Raw genomic sequence first — 16,000 nt, 5'->3', positions numbered from 1 at the left:
CAGCGTGAAGACAAGCAAAGAGGGGGAGTGGTTTGTGCTGGAGGTCAGGGACAACGGCCTGGGCATGAGCGAGCGTTGCCAGGAGCAGCTTTTCACGATGTTCAAGCGCTTCCACAGCCACGTGGAAGGGACGGGCATCGGCCTTTACATCGTCAAAAAAATCGTAGACAATGCCGCAGGCCGCGTAGAGGTCCGCTCCAAAGAAGGCGAGGGCACGAAGTTCAGGGTATACTTAAAGTGCTGAGCTGCGGGCAAAGGCCGCGACAGCTAATGGCTCCCTTGTTTCCCAACAGACGTAGGAGAAGAGCCTGTTTAAAGCCTTGCAGGCAACATAAGATTGAAAAAGCGCATTGCCCCCTTGGCTGTATGGTAGGGAAAACTTGCGCATGCTCTCTTAAATAGGCATTATCGATCCGGACTATAATTCCCGACAGAAGCGCTCATTGCCTTTGTGTCCGGCACGTAAGGCTGCCAGAGATCGCCTTGTGCTTCTCCTCCAAGTATCATACTAAGTTCCTGCTGCTCAATGCCACCCTGCCCCACCCCGGCACGCAGGGTGAGGCAGGCCACCTGCACAGGGCTTATATTAAACTTGACCGGGACAAGGCGCAGGAACAAGCCTCCAAAGAACCGCTCTTGGGAAAGCGGGCACAGCCTTGAAGTACCTTTTAGCTTTCCATTTACCCGCACTGGCTGACAAAATCGCAACAACAACACAAGCCAAGACCGCCCCTGTGAGGCCATTTCTTTCAGATAGCGTGGAGATAAAAAAAGCTTAAAAGGCATTGCCCTTCAGAAACCTACCCTTCCCCCGGCGCAGGCTACAGGGCAAAGGGTGCCTGCCTTTTGGCTGGGGCGTGTGGTGCAGGCGCCGCCCGGTCCAGTTTAACGCCGCTGAGCCACACCTGCGCGTCGCAGTGGCTGTAGAGTTTCCTGAGCTGCAGGAAAGAGGACAGCACGCCGGCCAGGTGGTTGAAGCAGCTGGAGGCCAGGGCCTCGGTTCCCCTGTCCCGAAATGGCAGGTAGGCTACCCGCTCCACGCTGGCGCTCTTTAGCCCGATGAGCAGGTAGTTAGTTACCAGCTTGAAGACATCCTCGTGAACCGCTACGGTGGTTTTGGAACAGTCCAGCAGCACGGCCCGCACCTGGTGTTCGGCCACCATGACGGCTAGCGTGTCCAGACTGTGCTTGACCCTGGCGATGGTGTGGGCCTGCAGGTCAGGAAAGTTAAGCGAAAGCACCCGTGTCACGGAGGTGTAAGAAAGTGTCAGGACTTCATTCTGGAAAAGGATCATGCAAAGGTAAGCTAAAGCGGTCTCTGGTCTGTTAAATAAGTTCTTAAGCTACATGGAAAATAAAACCGGCTACGCTTGTTGCCAAGAATACAACCGAATCATGCCCCGAAGCGCCAATATAGTATAAGCACAATACTCAACATAGCCCACAAATGTTACCAGAACATGGTGCCCGGGAGCAATAAATAATTGGGGGCCGCTACCCCTTGTGCGCATAGCTATGCTGCAGGCATAAATAATTCCCGTTTTATAAGCCACGGGAGGCTGTCTCCAGGCTGAACAGGGAAGAGGCCTTTGCCAGGCCTTTAAAACATTTTACGAATTTTGCCCTTCCCCAGACCGTTTGCTTGAGGAAAGCGCCTCCCACCTCTGGTCAACTGGGAACAGGAGAGCTAGACCGCCCCACGGGCAGGTGTTAAGGCGCCCCGGTCGGCTTTAGGCTTTTCCCTGCAGCAGGTAAGCCAGCCCCGTCTGCCGGGCAGCCGTGTTTTGCCTGCCCACAGCAAGTGCCAGCGCCTTTCTTGTGCCGACGAAGACAACCTGCTTTTTAGCCCGGGTGATGGCCGTGTAGATCAGGTTGCGGAACAGCATTCCGAAGTGCTGCGTGACGATCGGGATGATGATTGTCTCAAACTCACTGCCCTGCGATTTGTGGATCGTGATGGCATAGACCAGCTCCAGCTCGAGCAGCTGGGACTTGTCATAGCATACCTGCCGGACCTGGCTGCCTGTCCTGAACTGCACCAGGACCTCCATTTCCTCGTTGTCCACCCCGACAACCGTGCCGATGTCGCCGTTGAACACATTCAAATCGTAGTTGTTGCGCTTTTGCAGCACCCGGTCCCCCTGGCGAAACACCCGTCCCCCTACCGTCAGCTGTGCCTTCCCCCCGCCGGCCGGGTTGACCTTCTCCTGGATCACCTGGTTGAGGTGATGGGTTCCCAGGCTGCCCTTGGTCATGGGGGAAAGGATCTGTATCTCGGTGTCAGGGCCAAAATACTTGGGAATCACCGAGGCATACAGCGTTTCGACCATGCCTACGGCCGAGAGGCCGTAGTGCAGCGAAGACCAGGGGTGCACGCGCCGCAGCACCTCCCGGAGCTCCTGGCTGTAGCTGCGGGCCTCTACCAGCGCGTCCAGGTCCACATGGCGGAACGCATCTGGAATCTTTATCTCGCTGCCCTGGCTGTAGGGATCCGCCTCCTGCTCCTCTGCCTGTCCGCTGCGGGCGGCCAGCCGCTTTACCTTGGAAATAAAACGGAGCTCCTGCACCGTGGCTTCCTCAGAATCAATAAACAGGCAGTCCTTTTTCTCGTGCCAGACACGGGGCTGGTGGAAAGGAGAGACAATCCGGGGCACAAGGCCCTGGTTGATCTGATGGGCATAGGAAATAATGAGCGACTCCCCGGCCTGCCGGAAAACCTTGGTCAGGCGCTGGCAAGCCACCACCCCCGAGGCAATCATGTCCTTGAGCACATTGCCCGCTCCGACGGCCGGCAGCTGGTCGGCATCCCCGATGAACACCACCTGCCCCTGGGGGGGCACGGCCCGGAACAGGGAGGCCGCCAGGTGCACATCCAGCATGGAGCACTCGTCGATCAGGAGCACGTCGGTGCGCAGGGGGTCCTGTTCCTGCCGCTTGAAGCCCCCCTTCCCGGGATCCCACTCAAGCAGGCGGTGAATCGTGCGGGCCTCCAGGCCGATGACCTCGCTCATGCGCTGGGCGGCCCTGCCGGTGGGGGCAGCCAGCATCACCTGCCGGCCCATGGCCTGCAGCAGCCCCACCAGGGCGCGGGTGGTGGTGGTTTTGCCGCAGCCCGGCCCTCCTGTCAGGATCGACAGCCGCTCGGTGGCGATGTGGAGCACGCTCTGCCGCTGCTCCTGGCTGAGCGTGAGCGTCTGCTGGCGGCAATAGGCCTCCAGCGCCTCTTCCAGCTTCCCTGCCGGGAAACGCACCCGCTGGCTGGCCAGCGCCCTGGCCCGGGAGGCGATGTATTGCTCGTCGTAATACAGGGAGTGGGCATAAAAGCACTCCTGCATCGTGCCACTTTCCTCGGGCAGCCACCTTACTTTCAGCTCCTGCTTTCGCTCCATCTCCCGCAGGTTATCCGTAATGGTCTGCTCACCAGAAAAAATTTGCTTAATGATTGAATTAAATTTACTCTCTAGGGGCAAAACAATGACTTGTATCAAAAGTTTCAGGCGAGATAATCAGCTAAAGATTGACTATAAAGATTGTTATTTGTAATTAATTGAGAATGGCAACCAGAGTCAACTATTACTCCGTCTTTTATAATATAAATCCTATCAGCAGTTTTGGCTGTATGTATACGGTGGGTTACTAGCACTACTGCCATCTCTTCTTTAAGCTGGTGTATTAAGTTAATAACAAAACGCTCAGTGTTTCTATCCATAGCGGAGGTAGCCTCATCGAGCAATAAAAGTTGAGGGTGTTTAAATAACGCCCGTGCGATAGCCAATATTTGCTTCTGCCCCCCGGACAAGTTGATGCCTTCTTCTCCTACTAAAGTATAGTAACCTTGTGGCAGCTCAGCGAAATAGGTATCAAAGCCATATTGCTGGCAAAAGCCATGAAAGTCCTGGACCGAGCTCATCTTTTCGCCCAGCGTTATGTTTTCCAACACTGTACCGTTAAAGATCTTGATTTCCTGGGGTACAGAGGCAATAGTGTTGCGCCATACAGTAGTAGGTATTTGCCTTATATCCTGCCCGTTAACCACAATACAGCCTTTTTCGGGATGGTAAAACTTTTGCAGCAGTTGCAAAATGGTGCTCTTGCCACAGCCACTTTCCCCCAGTATGGCAACCAATTCTCCTTTGCTTACAGCAAAAGAAATATCATTCAGAATTGCTTTCCTGCCCGGGAAGCGGAACAAAAGACGCTGTACATCTAAATCAAAAAGCTCAAGTTCATATATCGGCTCCAACTCTTTTTTGTATTCTGGTTCTACCGATACAAATTCGTACATCCTGTCAAAAGCGACATAAGCTTCCTGAATTTGTATATTTGTTTGCGCCAGGCGGTGTACAGATGGTAGTAAGCTTCCAGCCATAGAAATGATGGCAACCATTTCGCCAATCTGAAGCTGCTCCTGAAGTACCAGGTACGATGTTAGGGACAGTATGGTCATGGTCATAGAAACTCCAAGCACATCAGAGACAAACATAAATTTGTTGGCTGTTTTGCCCAGTGAAAAACCCGATGCCAGATACAATCCGAAAACCCGCTGGGTAACGCTGGCAAAAAAGTCTTCGCGGTTATTTTCCTTGATTGCAGCCACCCCCTGGATGTGGTTTACATAACTGCTTTCGGTGCGGGCATAAGCAGCCATTACCTGTTGCTGCTGTCTTTTTATAGGGGTAATAAACCTAAAAACAGTAAAGACAATAACAGGTATAAATGCCAGACAAAGCAGTGCGATAGGTGCAGAATAATTGAAGAGGAAGATTAGTGTGACGCCTATCACAAGAATATCCACAAACACGGTTCCGGTAACATAAGCAATATTTTTCTGGATGCGTTGTGTGTCGTTCAGGCGAGCTGTCATATCACCTGTTTTGCGGTGGTCGAAGAATGACTTGGGCAGGTAGAAGAGCGCATGTAGAAAACTGCCTGTGATGCGCTCGTTAAAAGCTTTGCTCTGATGCAACACAAAATGCTGCCGCAGGTAGGTAAAAGCGCTTTTGAATAATAGTATAATGAATAGGAGCATCAGACCCAAAATCAAACGTTCCAGTTCGCCCGAAGGCAAGAAGTCGTCTATCAGTTTCTGAGAGAAAACGGCCATAAACAAGCCAGCAACAGCAATGATAAGCCCTAGTACAATGGTAACAATAAGAATGTTTACATCTGTATCAATCAGCGCTCTAAACCACTGCCATTTATTCTTCTGCTCTGCTTTTTGATATACAAAATCAGCATTAGGCTTAAGTAACAGGGCGGCTTTGCTTTTCCATATCTGAGCGAGTTCTGCTTCGTTCATTTTAACAATGCCCTTTGCTGGGTCACCAATTAAAAAGCTTTTGTGCGAAGAACTTTGCTGCTCACCATAGTAAACCACGTAATGTTGCAACCTGTCTTCCATAACTACATGCAGAAGGCAAGGCTGCTGTTGCTGGCGCAGGTGCTTAAAGTCCAACTCTACCCCCTGCACATCAAATCCATTATTTTCGGCACACTGGTAAAGGCCCAGCAGCGTTGTGCCGGTAGTGCTGGTACCACTTTCCTGGCGCAGTTTCTCCAGTGTATGGGTGCCTTTGTGGTAATTAATGATGCTCAGGAGCCCGGCCACACCACAGTCGCTTTGGTCATGCTGGAGCTGAAATGTCTTACAGATATGTTTAATAGCGGAAGCCATAGGAATTAAGTTTGAGTAAAGCGTTTGTAAGGGCAAAGAAATTGCCGGCTGCCTTCTCAGGCTTTCAAAAATCAGTGCTTTATAAATTTTATGAAGTTGTTGCTGACTCAGTAGAGGTAGGTGCAGGTCAGTTGTGCCGGGGGCTTAGTTTAAATGCTTTGTGATTGCCTCCATTTTTGTCGCTCCGAAGTATGCTTTTACCAGCTGTTTTTGACTGTCGTAAATAAATACCGATGGGACTACAGCTTTTCCAAACCATTTGTAAAACAAGTGCTTTCTGTCCCAGAGCACTTGGATGGCCGGGTAGCTGGCGAGCTTGTATTCCTGTGAAAAGGCTTCAATTTTTTCCGGTGTACTGGCCGACACCATCAGGATCTGTGCGTTTCCGAACTGCTGAATGTGACGAATTATTTCTTCTGTCTCATGTTCGCAGTACACACAATCCGGATCAAAATACACAAAGCAGATATTTCTTCCTTGCTCGACCATATCACCTGAAAAGGCTACTCCGTCTAAGGTGTAAAACTCAAAAGCGGGAAGCATTTGCCTGGCCTGCTTAATGGCAATATTCTGTTGGTTTTTTAAATATACTTTAGTAGACATAAATACCAGTGCCCCAATAAAGAGTAAGCCAATTATCAAACGTACAGGTCTTTCCATGCTAAGCGGGATTAAATGTAACAGTTAAAAACATAATAAATACCACCCACAAAAGCATAGCAGGTATATAGCTGCTGAGTACAAGTTTTAAAGATTTGTCAAAATTCGACTTGATTAACCTATGAATACCAAAGGCCAAAAGAAACCAATAAGCTACCTCAAACACGTTGAGCAATTGTAAAGGATATATCCAGATCTGTGAAATACTATTCGTTTCAAATATGTTTAACGCCGAAAGAGGATAGAAAAACTGGAGGTCACTAAGGGTATAGTTATTTTGAATGCAACAAAACCAACCTATTTTTAATATATTAGGGATTAAGAAAATGAAATCTGAAATAATTGCAATCTTAAAAAGTTTATTAAATTCAATATTTACACCCATACATATGGTTCCTGTATATAATATTAAAGCAATAACACTGCATTTAACTAATATTGTAACTGCAACTAGTGTATAAGTTAATATTTCATAATTATTTTGCCGTTCGATTAAAGAGCTAATTTGAGAAATTGATAACTGATCACTAAACGCTTCATAGTATAAGCCATCATCTAATAAAAGTTTTTTGGATACAAACAGTAGAAACAAACTAACAATTATTAAAAATACGAGCAAGCTTTGTATTCTATATTGATTAAAGATGGAATTCAAATGCATAAAAGGTATAATTACTTGTGAATTTTCTTATTTAAACTGCACAATTTGGGTTTATATAATTTAGCAGTATAGCCCTGCTGTTATTCAATAACTTTATTAGCCATTACTTATTTGTATTATTTAACTTCTGAGAAACGTTATTTAATTGTTTACCTATTATAGGTCACATTTTATTGATTCCAATAATAAAAGAAGGCAACTATAAGAAGAATAAATCCGGTACCTTTATAAATAAACTCCTTTTTTTTTTGATCTGAGCTCATTAGCTGGATTCTTTTATACCCAATATAGAGACCTGCTATTAGTAAAGGAACATAATATATATACAAATATATTTTAAGAAAGAATAGTAAAAATGCTAATAAAAATACAAATAAACCTATTATTTTATAAATTTTTGTCTTCATGTTAGTATTTAATTGTGTATTTATAATTTAATTCAATAAGTAAGGATGTTTTGTAAACATCCTTACTTATTATAGCTTTAACCTTGACAACCTATGGCTTGTTGTCTGCAGTATTCCATAGCCATACCACTAGCAGCAACCGCTAAGTAAACTGCCAGGCCTCCAGTAGCTGCAACTCCGGCTGCCCCTGCCAATGCAGCAGCACCAATACATGAGTAGTAAATACCATCACAATTTGCATCACTACCAGCTTCAATTTTTAACATCTGGTTCAATTTTAAAGTTTTCATAAAATATAAGGGATTTTCTATTTCTTCCTAACAGTAGGAATTGATACAAATGTGCTGCTTATGGCTTTTCTTCGCTAAAACCTATAGCTCTGATTTAGAGCTATAGGTTTTAGCGAAGAAGCTAACTTTTTGTATTAAGCGTTGCCCAGAGCAGGCTTTTATTAACTATCTTAGCAGGTAGAACAATACTTTTTGCAAGTGGAACAGGAAATTTTACAAGCACCCGTAACTGCGACAATTTTAATTATAACCATAGCTGTAAGTATTGCTGCTTTTTATAACAAGAAATTAAAGGCACTTTTTGTACTGCACCCATATAGCGTGAACAGGGGCAAGCGGTGGCATACATTAGTCACAAGTAGCTTAGTACATAGCAATTGGCTACATTTGTTATTTAATGCATTTGCTGTATTTATATTTAGTGTAAAGCTTGAAAAGGACTTTGTAGCGCTGAGTGAGTGGGGACATATGCAACTGCTGATGCTTTATTTTTTAAGTATCTTTGTCAGTAGTGGTGGTACAGTTGTCAGGTACAGAGAAGATTTCTGGTTTAATAGTCTTGGTGCTTCAGGAGGAGTGCTGGCCTTAATATGCGGATTTGCATCTCTACATCCACTGGATAGTATGCTCATAGTGCCTATCATTGGCTCTCTTCCTAATATCTATTATGTTATCTTTATCTTAGTTGGGTGTGTTTATGCTACGAAGAAAAGGCCGATGGAGAAAATAGATCATTATGGGCATCTCTGTGGAGCAATAGCTGGCACTATTCTCATCTTTATTTTTTATCCTGAAGTAATAGATAGTATTGTTAGGAGTTTATAATGTTAAGTATGTGAAGAAACCTTAAGAGCAGCAGATGCATCTTATATAAATACACCCACTGCTTTATGGCTATGTTTACCACCAGTCTAAACAAGATGAACTGGTTCCTACTATGACTGCACCTGCTACAGCACCTAAGCCACTGCCAATAATTCCTCCTGCAAGAACCCCTGCTACTAACGCTGTTCCACATTCAGTTGCATCACCGCCCTGAACTTTTTCCATTTCATCTAATGTTAAGTTTTTCATTTGCTTAATCTTTTGAGTTTCTTCCCTTTATTAGGAATTGGAACAAAGGTCTGGAAGCGTAAAAACAGATGGTAAACCCACTGGTTTTAATTTAGAGCTTGTCGTTTTAGATGAAAAGCATTATTTTGTTATTGCAATTTTAATTAATGCAATGGTTGGTGAAATTATTAGAAATCAAAGGTTACAGAAAGGGTATAGCCAAGAATATATGGCATATTACCTTAAAATCTCTCAAAACGCTTACTCCAAAATAGAACGAGGTGATACGGAGGTAACGGTTAGAAGAGTTTACGAGATAGCCAATGTTCTGAATGTTTCAATTTATGAGTTGCTGCCGCAGCCTGTGGCAAGCAGCGGAATTAACTTGTACGGGCTACCGGAACTATGGCTACGGCTAAAGGTAAGTTTATATGCCTTATTAAAGGGAAGGTTTAGGTAAACCTTCTTTTATTCATCACTAATGTATTAAAATGCGAGTTATAAATCTCTTTGTCCAAAGTTTATAAAACTTCATAATTTGGGGTAAAGTGTTTTGCAGCCAAACTGAAAGCTAATAAGTGATGTGCGCTTCGGTGAGTCAACGATAAACAACTCCATAAGACATTGATAGGTAGAGTCGAATATAAGTGAATTACAATTCCCATCCGGGCTACAGAGCAAAAAGCGGCTTTCAATACAGTTTAAGCCGCTTTTTGTTTTCTAAAGCAACAAAAAAGATTCCCTACGGAATAATGGACATAGGCATAAGAAAGTGCCTATGGTTTAGTCTCGGATTGTGAATTTTACCTGTGGGGCATCAGTGGCTGGTCTAACAGCTCAATCTCAAAGTACATCAAGCTGCTTAAAATAGTGATCCCCGAATGCCTGCATAAGGGCCTGTTTGAGAAAAAAAATCTCCTGCATTACAGAGGTAAAGTAAAGCAGCTCGAACGGGTGTACCTGATAAAAGAAGAATTCGAGGATGGATAATCCGGACTATGTTGGTTCTGCTTCAGAGTAGGTGAAGCGTAAAAAACGGCTATGTGGAGTAAAGGTAAACATGGAAACGACCTTACTCTTGCCCGCCGAATTCGACGTGCTCGGCACCTGTGTCTGCCAGGGATCAGTCACCATCCATCTGATCTTTACCGCTCCTGTCGGCCTCTGCCCCCTCTGCCGCTGCCCCAGTTCCCGTCTCCACAGCCACTACCGGCGCACGCTCGCCGACCTGCCTCTCTGCGGCAAGCAGGTGCGCCTGCAGCTCTACAGCCGCAAGTTCTTCTGCGACACAGCCGGCTGACCCCGCAAAGTGTTCGCCCAGCAGGCCGCAGGGCCACTCAGGCCCTACGGCAGGAGGCTGGAGCGGGCCCGGGAGCAGGTGAACTTGCTACCTTTGACTGGAGGCTTCTTGATGGCCAGCTTCATAGAAATGTTTACATTGGACGATTATGGTAAAAATAGCGTATGACGCCTCCTTCAAGCGGATGGCCATTGACCTGTCCTACGCCAGGGGGTCAGTAAAAGAGGTAGCCGATGAGCTGGGCATTGATCCGGGCAGGCTCAGCAAGTGGCGGTGAGAAGGAAGGTACCCCCTACGCTTTGCCGAAGGATTGACAGGCGAGCAAAAGGAGATCAAACGGCTGCAGAAGGAACTCAGGGAGGCGCAGCTGGAGCGTGATATCTTATAAAAGGCCATCAGCATCTCCCGAAACGAGTTCGGGATCCCCGATTCTCCAGGGGAGACGGGCGGTAAACGTGGGCTTGCTAAAAGAGCACCGAGACCAATATCCCGTAGAGAAGATGTGCCGGGTGCTGCAGGTGAGCACCGGCGGGTTCTACTACTGGCTCCAGCACCCCCAGAGCCGGCGGGAGCGCAAAGAGGCGCAACTGGTAACCAAGATCAGGCAGGTACATGCCCAGAGCAAGGGCCGCTACGGCAGCCCCCGCATCAGCTTTGAGCTAAAGGAGAAGGGCATCAAAGCCTCCCGTCCCCGTATCGCCAGGTTGATGCAAAAACATCAGATTCAGAGCATTGTACGGAAGAAATACCGGGTTAATACCACCGACTCCAACCATGGCTTTACCATAGCAGAGAATCACCTGAAATGGGACTTCACAGCAACGAAACCGGCCCAGAAGTGGGTGTCGGATCTGACCTATATCCGCACGGAAGAAGGCTGGCTGTATCTGACGGCAGTGTTGGACCTGGCCGACCGCAAGGCAGTGGGCTGGGCACTGAGTGAGACCATGGAGGCGGAAGCGACCACGGTGGCTGCCTTCCGGATGGCTCTGGTTAACAGGCCCTTGAGCGGAGAGTTGCTCTTATACTCCGACCGGGGCGTGCCCTACGCCTGCCGTGCCTTTAGAGAGCAACTGGAGGGGATGCCGGTACGGCAGAGCATGAGCAGAAAAGGGAACTGCTCTGGATAATGCCGTAGCTGAGAGCTTTTTTAAAACCATGAAAACCGAGATGGTCTACCACCGCAAGTTCACCACCAGGCAAGAGGCCCGGCTGGCCGTGTTCGCCTACATCGAAGGCTTCTACAACCGAAAGCGGCGGCACTAGCCGACTACCTGCCCCCTTGCCAGGTCGAGAAAGAATTATACCAACAGTTACATCAACAAAAAAGCGCTGCCTGAGTAAAAGCCTCCAGTAAAACATTGCAATTCCACTCACGCTAGTATCGATTTTATGCCGTCCGAGCAGGCCCTCCGGCGGCAGAGGGCGATCCCCTAAAAGGAGGAAGCGCTACAAAAGAAGCAAAAGGCCGTGGCAGTCGAAGACCGAGCCTGGTAAGGCTGTGGAAATGTGGAAAACTCCTCCTGAGTTTTCCACATTTCCACAGCCCCGATAGTGGTAGCGGTTATGATTGATCTTGTGACGGGACAGGCATGGTAAGTAAAAGGTTAGATTCTTTCAGCTGTTTTACTTGTTGTGTTTTCGATTCCTCACATAGAAAAGTACCAAATAAACAAATAAAGCAACAAGCAATGTTTTGATCAACACGAAACTAACTGCCCCAAGAACAGTAAAGGTTGACGAGTACTTCCAATGATTGATCCTGGCGATAAGACTGATTACCAACAGGAAAACACTTACAACGAATACACTAACTATTGCTTTCCTTGTAGGACGCATACTTTTTTAGATCTAATTCTTCATCAGCCATAGAGAACCTTTCCGGAATACTCTTACAAAGTCTCCCTCACCTTCCAAAGCCCGCACACGCACTTTGCTGACTGCCAGATCAGTTTCCCAGGTTTTGCTTTACAACGAGAAAGCCATTCCGCTTTGCTAAAAGATAAAGCGCTCACCCATGAACCTTGCCCCACCATGAATGACTTCACAAAGGCAATATAATGTTTTGCAGATGATTCCCCACAGGTTACGTGCAAAAAGGCAGCGGACAAGTGTAAACTCCCGGACGCAGCGCTCATCCCCACGGTTCTTGTAGCAGCTCGCTATTTAAGTCCAACTGGTTCTGCGTCCGGGCAGAACCAGTTGGCGAGTTCTGAAGAGAGGGGAAGGAGTTCCAGCACCGGGGTATCCTTTGAAGCTTAACTATCGTCTATCAGGCCGGCTATGCGCCGACATCCACAAACTATTCCGGTCATTCCCTCAAAAACGGCTCCCCTCGCCCAGGCGGTCTTTCCTCCTGACAATAGTTACAGACAACGCTGGTGATGAACCGGGAGGCATTTACCAGGATGAAGCTTTCCTCTCCTTATTCCCCCTACGGGGCCAACCGGCGGCTTCTCCCTGGCCACTAGCCAGGGTCAAGGTGATGCAACAACAGGCAGGCTGCCGCTGCGATCCGGAGCCGGATAGACTGGCAAAACGCTTTTAGTTTAGCGCCCGCTGATGCTGGCTTTGACAGCAGTGCCTTATCCGAGTTCAGAAGCCGTTTCGTAGGCGGCATGAACTGTAGAAACCCTGCATGCCCTCTTCGGCGCTGCTGTTTTGGACGGCTGTGCTCACGCTGCTGATGCCGGGCAGTGTTGAAGCGGAAGCCTTCCCAGCTACCCTTCGCAGAAAGGCCTATCGGGCAGGAGCTGATATCCTCCATCTTAGTATATGCTGCGTACTGACATCTATACTCGCTGACAAACCAGATCATTCTATGTTTCAAAAACCGCTTAGGTTTATCTCTGAAACCATTGACAAGTGCTTTGCCCTGCCGGGCATGCGGGAGCTGGAGCAATCATACCCCAGGCTGGTGCATTTCTTCCGCCTGCGGCTGGGCATGCAGAATTTCCTGGGCTTGCCGCTCACCCTGCTGATGGGTATCTCCATCTTTAACTATGCCCTGCTGTCGGAGATTTCGGAGAACCTGGTCAACTCACCGGGCATGAAGGCGGTGGACAGCTCGATAGGGCTGTTCCTCTACCACCTGCGGACAGAGCCGTTGGCACGGGCGTTTTATTATTTCACGCAGGCGGGAAGTGTGACGGGTGTCATGATCACTTCTGGTCTGGTGGCGGCGCTGCTCCTGTTCCAAAAAAAGTGGCACTACCTGGTCGCCCTGCTGATCTCGGTGCTTGGCACGGGAACCTCGGTCTATTTCACCAAGCTATACTTTCACCGGGAGCGCCCGCTGGACGTGGCCTACTACCAGGTAGGCACATTCTCTTTCCCCAGCGGCCACTCGGCCGAGGCGCTGTCGCTGTTCGGTATGCTGGCCTTCATCATCCTGCTGGAGAAGAACAACATCCGTTGGTACCGCTACTGGACCGGCCTTTGCCTTGCCTATATCCTGCTGATCGGGTTCAGCCGCATTTACCTGGGCGTGCACTTTGTGAGCGATGTGGCTGGCGGTTACCTGCTCGGGAGCCTATGGCTGACCCTGGCCATTGCTGTGTTGGAATACCTGGTGCTGCATGGCCATACAACTGCATCCCAGCTGGCGAAAAATTGAGATACTCCCGGAATTGCTTCACTTGAAGGACCCGCTAGCCCCTATACGGTAATGCCGCGTTCAGGCTGCGCAGAGTCCGGCGGCAGTGGCCAGCCACTGAAGCGTGCCTGCCGCTTTAGGAACTGCGGATGGCAGCGCCCCGGCTGCTTCATCGGCTGCCGGTCTGAAGAAGCAGGCAGGTGGAATTCCCTCATGCCCCTTATCACCAGGTGGGTTTGCCGGAAAGGTTTTTTTTTTGCCATCCTGCCTGCGGCTGCTTGGCTGCTTTTACCTGTCTTCTTGCTATTGGATCCAATGACATGCCTGCCAGGGCAGCTTATTCCAGCACAAGATTACCCAGAAACGCGCTGCGTCTCACGAGGCCCGCAGGCGGGCCACCAGGTCCTTTACCTCCTGGTTGATGCGGCGGAAGTTTTCCCGCAGCACCCGGTCCTTCTCTGCTTCCGAGCCAAAGTAATAGCAGAGGGGCAGGGGCAGGTACTGCCTCTCTGCTTTTTGCGCCCTGACCGGGTCCAGGTCAATTTTACAATGGTACACGCTGGCGCTGGGCTTACCCTCGTAGCGGCCGCTCTCCGTGGCCAGCTGCCCCACCACCTCCCCTGCCTGCAGGCCGGCTATGCGCGAGGCCGGGATCAGCGGGCCCATCTCCTCGGAGAGGCTCACGGCCGTGCGGCTCCTATCCAGGCTAAGCCCCTGTTTGAGCTGGCGGACCCGGCCGAAGAGCTTTTCGAGCCAGTCGAGCGTTTCGCGGTGGCGGGCCGAGCCCGAGAGCACATTGGCCGTCACCGCGCAGATCGTATCGGCCGTTTCCCGCCCGTACTGCTGGCGCAGCTGCGGCAGCTCCTGCAGCCCGAGCAGCACGGCGATGCGGTTGCTCCGGGCCGTGGCGATCAGGTTCTCCACCCGGTGTAGGTAGAGCGTGGGCGACTCGTCCACGATCAGGGCGCCCGGCAGGTTGCCCTTGGTGTTGATCAGGCGCGTCAGGCGGTTGAGCACCAGGGCATTGCAGGCACTGTTGATGCTTTGCGTGGACGGGTCGTTGGCAATCACAAGCAGCGAGGGCGCAGCGGGGTTGGTGATGTGCAAATCCACCTCATCGCCTGACAGCACCCAGAAGGTTTCCTTCGTGGCCAGGCGGCCGACGGTGACTTTCAGCCCCCCGACCTGCCCTTCCAGCTGCTCAAAGGCCTTGTGGCGGTAGGCAGTGGCAAAGGGGGAGAGCAGGCTCTCGAGCTCGGGCTCGGAGAACAGCGTCTCAAACAGCTCCCCGTAACCCAGGTTGAGCAGGGCCAGCACATGGGGGAAAGTGGAGTAGCGCCCCCCGTCGTGGCGGCTCAGAAAATACATGCAGCTGGCCAGCAGGTTCACGGCCGACTGGTTAAAGAACTGGGCCACGCCGCCCGCCCTGTCGCCCTTGCGCAGGGCCTCGAGCAGGGCCTCGGCCGTTTCGGTGGCGTCGGCCAGCGTGGCCAGGTAGGCCGGCCGGAGAGGGTTGATGCGCCTGCTGTACTCCACGCGGTGGAAGTTGATGACGTGGAAGCGGTGGCGCGGCAGTTTCCCGGCGCACTGGCAGGCCAGGAAGTGGGCATAGGCGGCCCGGGCCAGGTCCGGAAACTTAAAGTCATAGACCATCATCGCAAAGCCCTTGCCCAGCAGCTGCCGGATAAAGGGCAGCACCACGGAAAAGGATTTCCCCGAGCCGGGCGTGCCGATCAACAGCGTGCCGCGGAAGGGATTTTCCACGTTGAGCCAGCCGCGGCGGACGCCTCGCCGGTAATAGTAGCGCATGGGCAGGTTGACGGAGTAGGGTGTGTCGCGCCGCCTGGCGGGCTGGGCAAAGGACTCGTTCTCCACATTGAAGCGGTCCTGCAGCAGGCGGTGCTGCAGGCGCTTGGAGACATTGTCCAGGGCCAGGTGGATGAGCACGGCGCCCGTGAGGGTGCAAAAGGCGTAGGCCGCCCTGTAAAGCGGCTGCCCCGGGCCGGCCAGCCCCCCTTGCACAGGCAACAGGCCCGAGCCAAAGAAAAACGCGCTGCCTGCCAGCAGCGGCAGCAAAATAGCGCCCAGCGGGTGAAGGTCCTGCTGCTTTTGGGCCTTGGTGCCCAGGCTCACCATGAAAATCAGCCCGAGCGTAAAGGCCTTGGCATAGTACACGTTCCTGTAGAGGGGCAGGCGCCCCAGGGCCAGTAGCACAGGCCGCAGCGGGGCCAGGAACTCGGCCTCGCGCCAAAGGAACAGGGCGAGCTCCAGCGCCACCGACAGGTAGACGGTGCCCTGCAAAAAGGAATACAGCTTTTTCAGCTCGCTTGACTCTTCCATGGGCTATTATCTAAACGCCT

18 protein-coding genes are annotated in these 16,000 nt (G+C 50.3%); 8 read left to right on the top strand and 10 right to left on the bottom strand.

Going from position 1 to position 16,000, the window contains the following annotated elements; all coding sequences use genetic code 11:
• Positions 1-244 (top strand): ATP-binding protein (locus tag FJM65_RS20835; protein WP_140624252.1); only part of this gene is annotated, 244 nt, incomplete at its 5' end.
• A gap of 161 nt (positions 245-405) precedes the next feature.
• Here the strand turns inward: FJM65_RS20835 and FJM65_RS21420 are convergent.
• From FJM65_RS21420 to FJM65_RS20805, 7 genes are all read right to left on the bottom strand, one after another.
• Entirely contained in the window at positions 406-570 is a 165-nt protein-coding gene (locus FJM65_RS21420; RefSeq protein ID WP_181163828.1) for a hypothetical protein, read from the bottom strand.
• A gap of 251 nt (positions 571-821) precedes the next feature.
• Positions 822-1,295 (bottom strand): hypothetical protein, encoded by a 474-nt coding sequence (locus FJM65_RS20830; RefSeq protein ID WP_140624250.1) that lies wholly within the window; start codon positions 1,293-1,295, stop codon positions 822-824.
• Between the two features lie 435 nt (positions 1,296-1,730).
• Positions 1,731-3,389, bottom strand: coding sequence for an ATP-dependent DNA helicase (locus FJM65_RS20825; protein ID WP_140624249.1), 1,659 nt, complete (start codon positions 3,387-3,389; stop codon positions 1,731-1,733).
• Positions 3,390-3,493: 104 nt separating this feature from the next.
• A complete protein-coding gene (locus tag FJM65_RS20820; RefSeq protein ID WP_140624247.1) occupies positions 3,494-5,674 on the bottom strand; it encodes a peptidase domain-containing ABC transporter in 2,181 nt (726 codons plus the stop codon).
• Positions 5,675-5,818: 144 nt separating this feature from the next.
• A complete protein-coding gene (locus FJM65_RS20815) occupies positions 5,819-6,334 on the bottom strand; it encodes a peroxiredoxin family protein (RefSeq protein ID WP_140624245.1) in 516 nt (171 codons plus the stop codon).
• A 1-nt stretch (position 6,335) separates the two neighbouring features.
• Positions 6,336-6,953, bottom strand: a complete 618-nt coding sequence (locus tag FJM65_RS20810) for a hypothetical protein (protein WP_181163827.1) — start codon at positions 6,951-6,953, stop codon at positions 6,336-6,338.
• Positions 6,954-7,479: 526 nt separating this feature from the next.
• Positions 7,480-7,692 (bottom strand): hypothetical protein, encoded by a 213-nt coding sequence (locus FJM65_RS20805; RefSeq protein WP_140624242.1) that lies wholly within the window; start codon positions 7,690-7,692, stop codon positions 7,480-7,482.
• A gap of 198 nt (positions 7,693-7,890) precedes the next feature.
• Between FJM65_RS20805 and FJM65_RS20800 the strand changes: the two genes are divergently transcribed.
• On the top strand, positions 7,891-8,517 hold the full coding sequence (locus FJM65_RS20800; RefSeq protein ID WP_181163826.1) for a rhomboid family intramembrane serine protease: 627 nt from the start codon (positions 7,891-7,893) through the stop codon (positions 8,515-8,517).
• 75 nt (positions 8,518-8,592) lie between these two features.
• Here the strand turns inward: FJM65_RS20800 and FJM65_RS20795 are convergent, their stop codons facing one another.
• Entirely contained in the window at positions 8,593-8,766 is a 174-nt protein-coding gene (locus FJM65_RS20795) for a Blp family class II bacteriocin (RefSeq protein ID WP_140624238.1), read from the bottom strand.
• A gap of 37 nt (positions 8,767-8,803) precedes the next feature.
• Here FJM65_RS20795 and FJM65_RS20790 point away from each other — a divergent pair, with 37 nt between their 5' ends.
• The 6 genes from FJM65_RS20790 to FJM65_RS20765 all read left to right on the top strand — a co-directional run bounded on the left by FJM65_RS20790 (position 8,804) and on the right by FJM65_RS20765 (position 13,661).
• A complete protein-coding gene (locus FJM65_RS20790) occupies positions 8,804-9,205 on the top strand; it encodes a helix-turn-helix domain-containing protein (protein WP_219856011.1) in 402 nt (133 codons plus the stop codon).
• 600 nt (positions 9,206-9,805) lie between these two features.
• A complete protein-coding gene (locus FJM65_RS20785; protein ID WP_140624236.1) occupies positions 9,806-10,045 on the top strand; it encodes a transposase family protein in 240 nt (79 codons plus the stop codon).
• 148 nt (positions 10,046-10,193) lie between these two features.
• Positions 10,194-10,322, top strand: a complete 129-nt coding sequence (locus FJM65_RS20780; RefSeq protein WP_140624235.1) for a transposase — start codon at positions 10,194-10,196, stop codon at positions 10,320-10,322.
• 97 nt (positions 10,323-10,419) lie between these two features.
• Positions 10,420-11,175 (top strand): IS3 family transposase, encoded by a 756-nt coding sequence (locus FJM65_RS20775; protein ID WP_140624233.1) that lies wholly within the window; start codon positions 10,420-10,422, stop codon positions 11,173-11,175.
• Positions 11,168-11,311 carry an IS3 family transposase gene (locus FJM65_RS20770; protein WP_262710958.1) on the top strand — a complete coding sequence of 48 codons (144 nt, stop codon included), beginning with the start codon at positions 11,168-11,170 and terminating at the stop codon, positions 11,309-11,311. Before FJM65_RS20775 ends, FJM65_RS20770 begins: the two co-directional genes overlap by 8 nt.
• Positions 11,312-12,866: 1,555 nt before the next feature.
• Positions 12,867-13,661 (top strand): phosphatase PAP2 family protein, encoded by a 795-nt coding sequence (locus tag FJM65_RS20765; protein WP_181163824.1) that lies wholly within the window; start codon positions 12,867-12,869, stop codon positions 13,659-13,661.
• A gap of 41 nt (positions 13,662-13,702) precedes the next feature.
• Here FJM65_RS20765 and FJM65_RS20760 read toward each other — a convergent pair whose 3' ends face one another.
• The gene (locus tag FJM65_RS20760; protein WP_140624227.1) at positions 13,703-13,903 is read right to left on the bottom strand and encodes a hypothetical protein; all 201 of its coding nucleotides are present in this window, start codon (positions 13,901-13,903) and stop codon (positions 13,703-13,705) included.
• Positions 13,904-14,015: 112 nt separating this feature from the next.
• Positions 14,016-15,980 carry a TraM recognition domain-containing protein gene (locus FJM65_RS20755; protein ID WP_140624225.1) on the bottom strand — a complete coding sequence of 655 codons (1,965 nt, stop codon included), beginning with the start codon at positions 15,978-15,980 and terminating at the stop codon, positions 14,016-14,018.
• Positions 15,981-16,000: the final 20 nt, after the last annotated feature.

The sequence above is a fragment of the Pontibacter mangrovi genome (assembly GCF_006385705.1).
In the GTDB taxonomy this organism is placed as follows: Bacteria; Bacteroidota; Bacteroidia; order Cytophagales; family Hymenobacteraceae; genus Pontibacter; species Pontibacter mangrovi.
The sequence above is the reverse complement of the archived record's forward strand: the minus strand, read 5'-3'. Positions and strand labels throughout refer to the sequence as shown.

Coding starts and splice junctions, on each gene's coding strand:
- FJM65_RS20830 (WP_140624250.1), bottom strand. CDS start 1,295: ATGATCCTTTTCCAGAATGAAGTCCTGACACTTTCTTACACCTCCGTG.
- FJM65_RS20825 (WP_140624249.1), bottom strand. CDS start 3,389: ATGGAGCGAAAGCAGGAGCTGAAAGTAAGGTGGCTGCCCGAGGAAAGT.
- FJM65_RS20820 (WP_140624247.1), bottom strand. CDS start 5,674: ATGGCTTCCGCTATTAAACATATCTGTAAGACATTTCAGCTCCAGCAT.
- FJM65_RS20815 (WP_140624245.1), bottom strand. CDS start 6,334: ATGGAAAGACCTGTACGTTTGATAATTGGCTTACTCTTTATTGGGGCA.
- FJM65_RS20805 (WP_140624242.1), bottom strand. CDS start 7,692: ATGAAAACTTTAAAATTGAACCAGATGTTAAAAATTGAAGCTGGTAGT.
- FJM65_RS20795 (WP_140624238.1), bottom strand. CDS start 8,766: ATGAAAAACTTAACATTAGATGAAATGGAAAAAGTTCAGGGCGGTGAT.
- FJM65_RS20785 (WP_140624236.1), top strand. CDS start 9,806: ATGGAAACGACCTTACTCTTGCCCGCCGAATTCGACGTGCTCGGCACC.
- FJM65_RS20780 (WP_140624235.1), top strand. CDS start 10,194: ATGGTAAAAATAGCGTATGACGCCTCCTTCAAGCGGATGGCCATTGAC.
- FJM65_RS20765 (WP_181163824.1), top strand. CDS start 12,867: ATGTTTCAAAAACCGCTTAGGTTTATCTCTGAAACCATTGACAAGTGC.
- FJM65_RS20760 (WP_140624227.1), bottom strand. CDS start 13,903: ATGGCAAAAAAAAAACCTTTCCGGCAAACCCACCTGGTGATAAGGGGC.
- FJM65_RS20755 (WP_140624225.1), bottom strand. CDS start 15,980: ATGGAAGAGTCAAGCGAGCTGAAAAAGCTGTATTCCTTTTTGCAGGGC.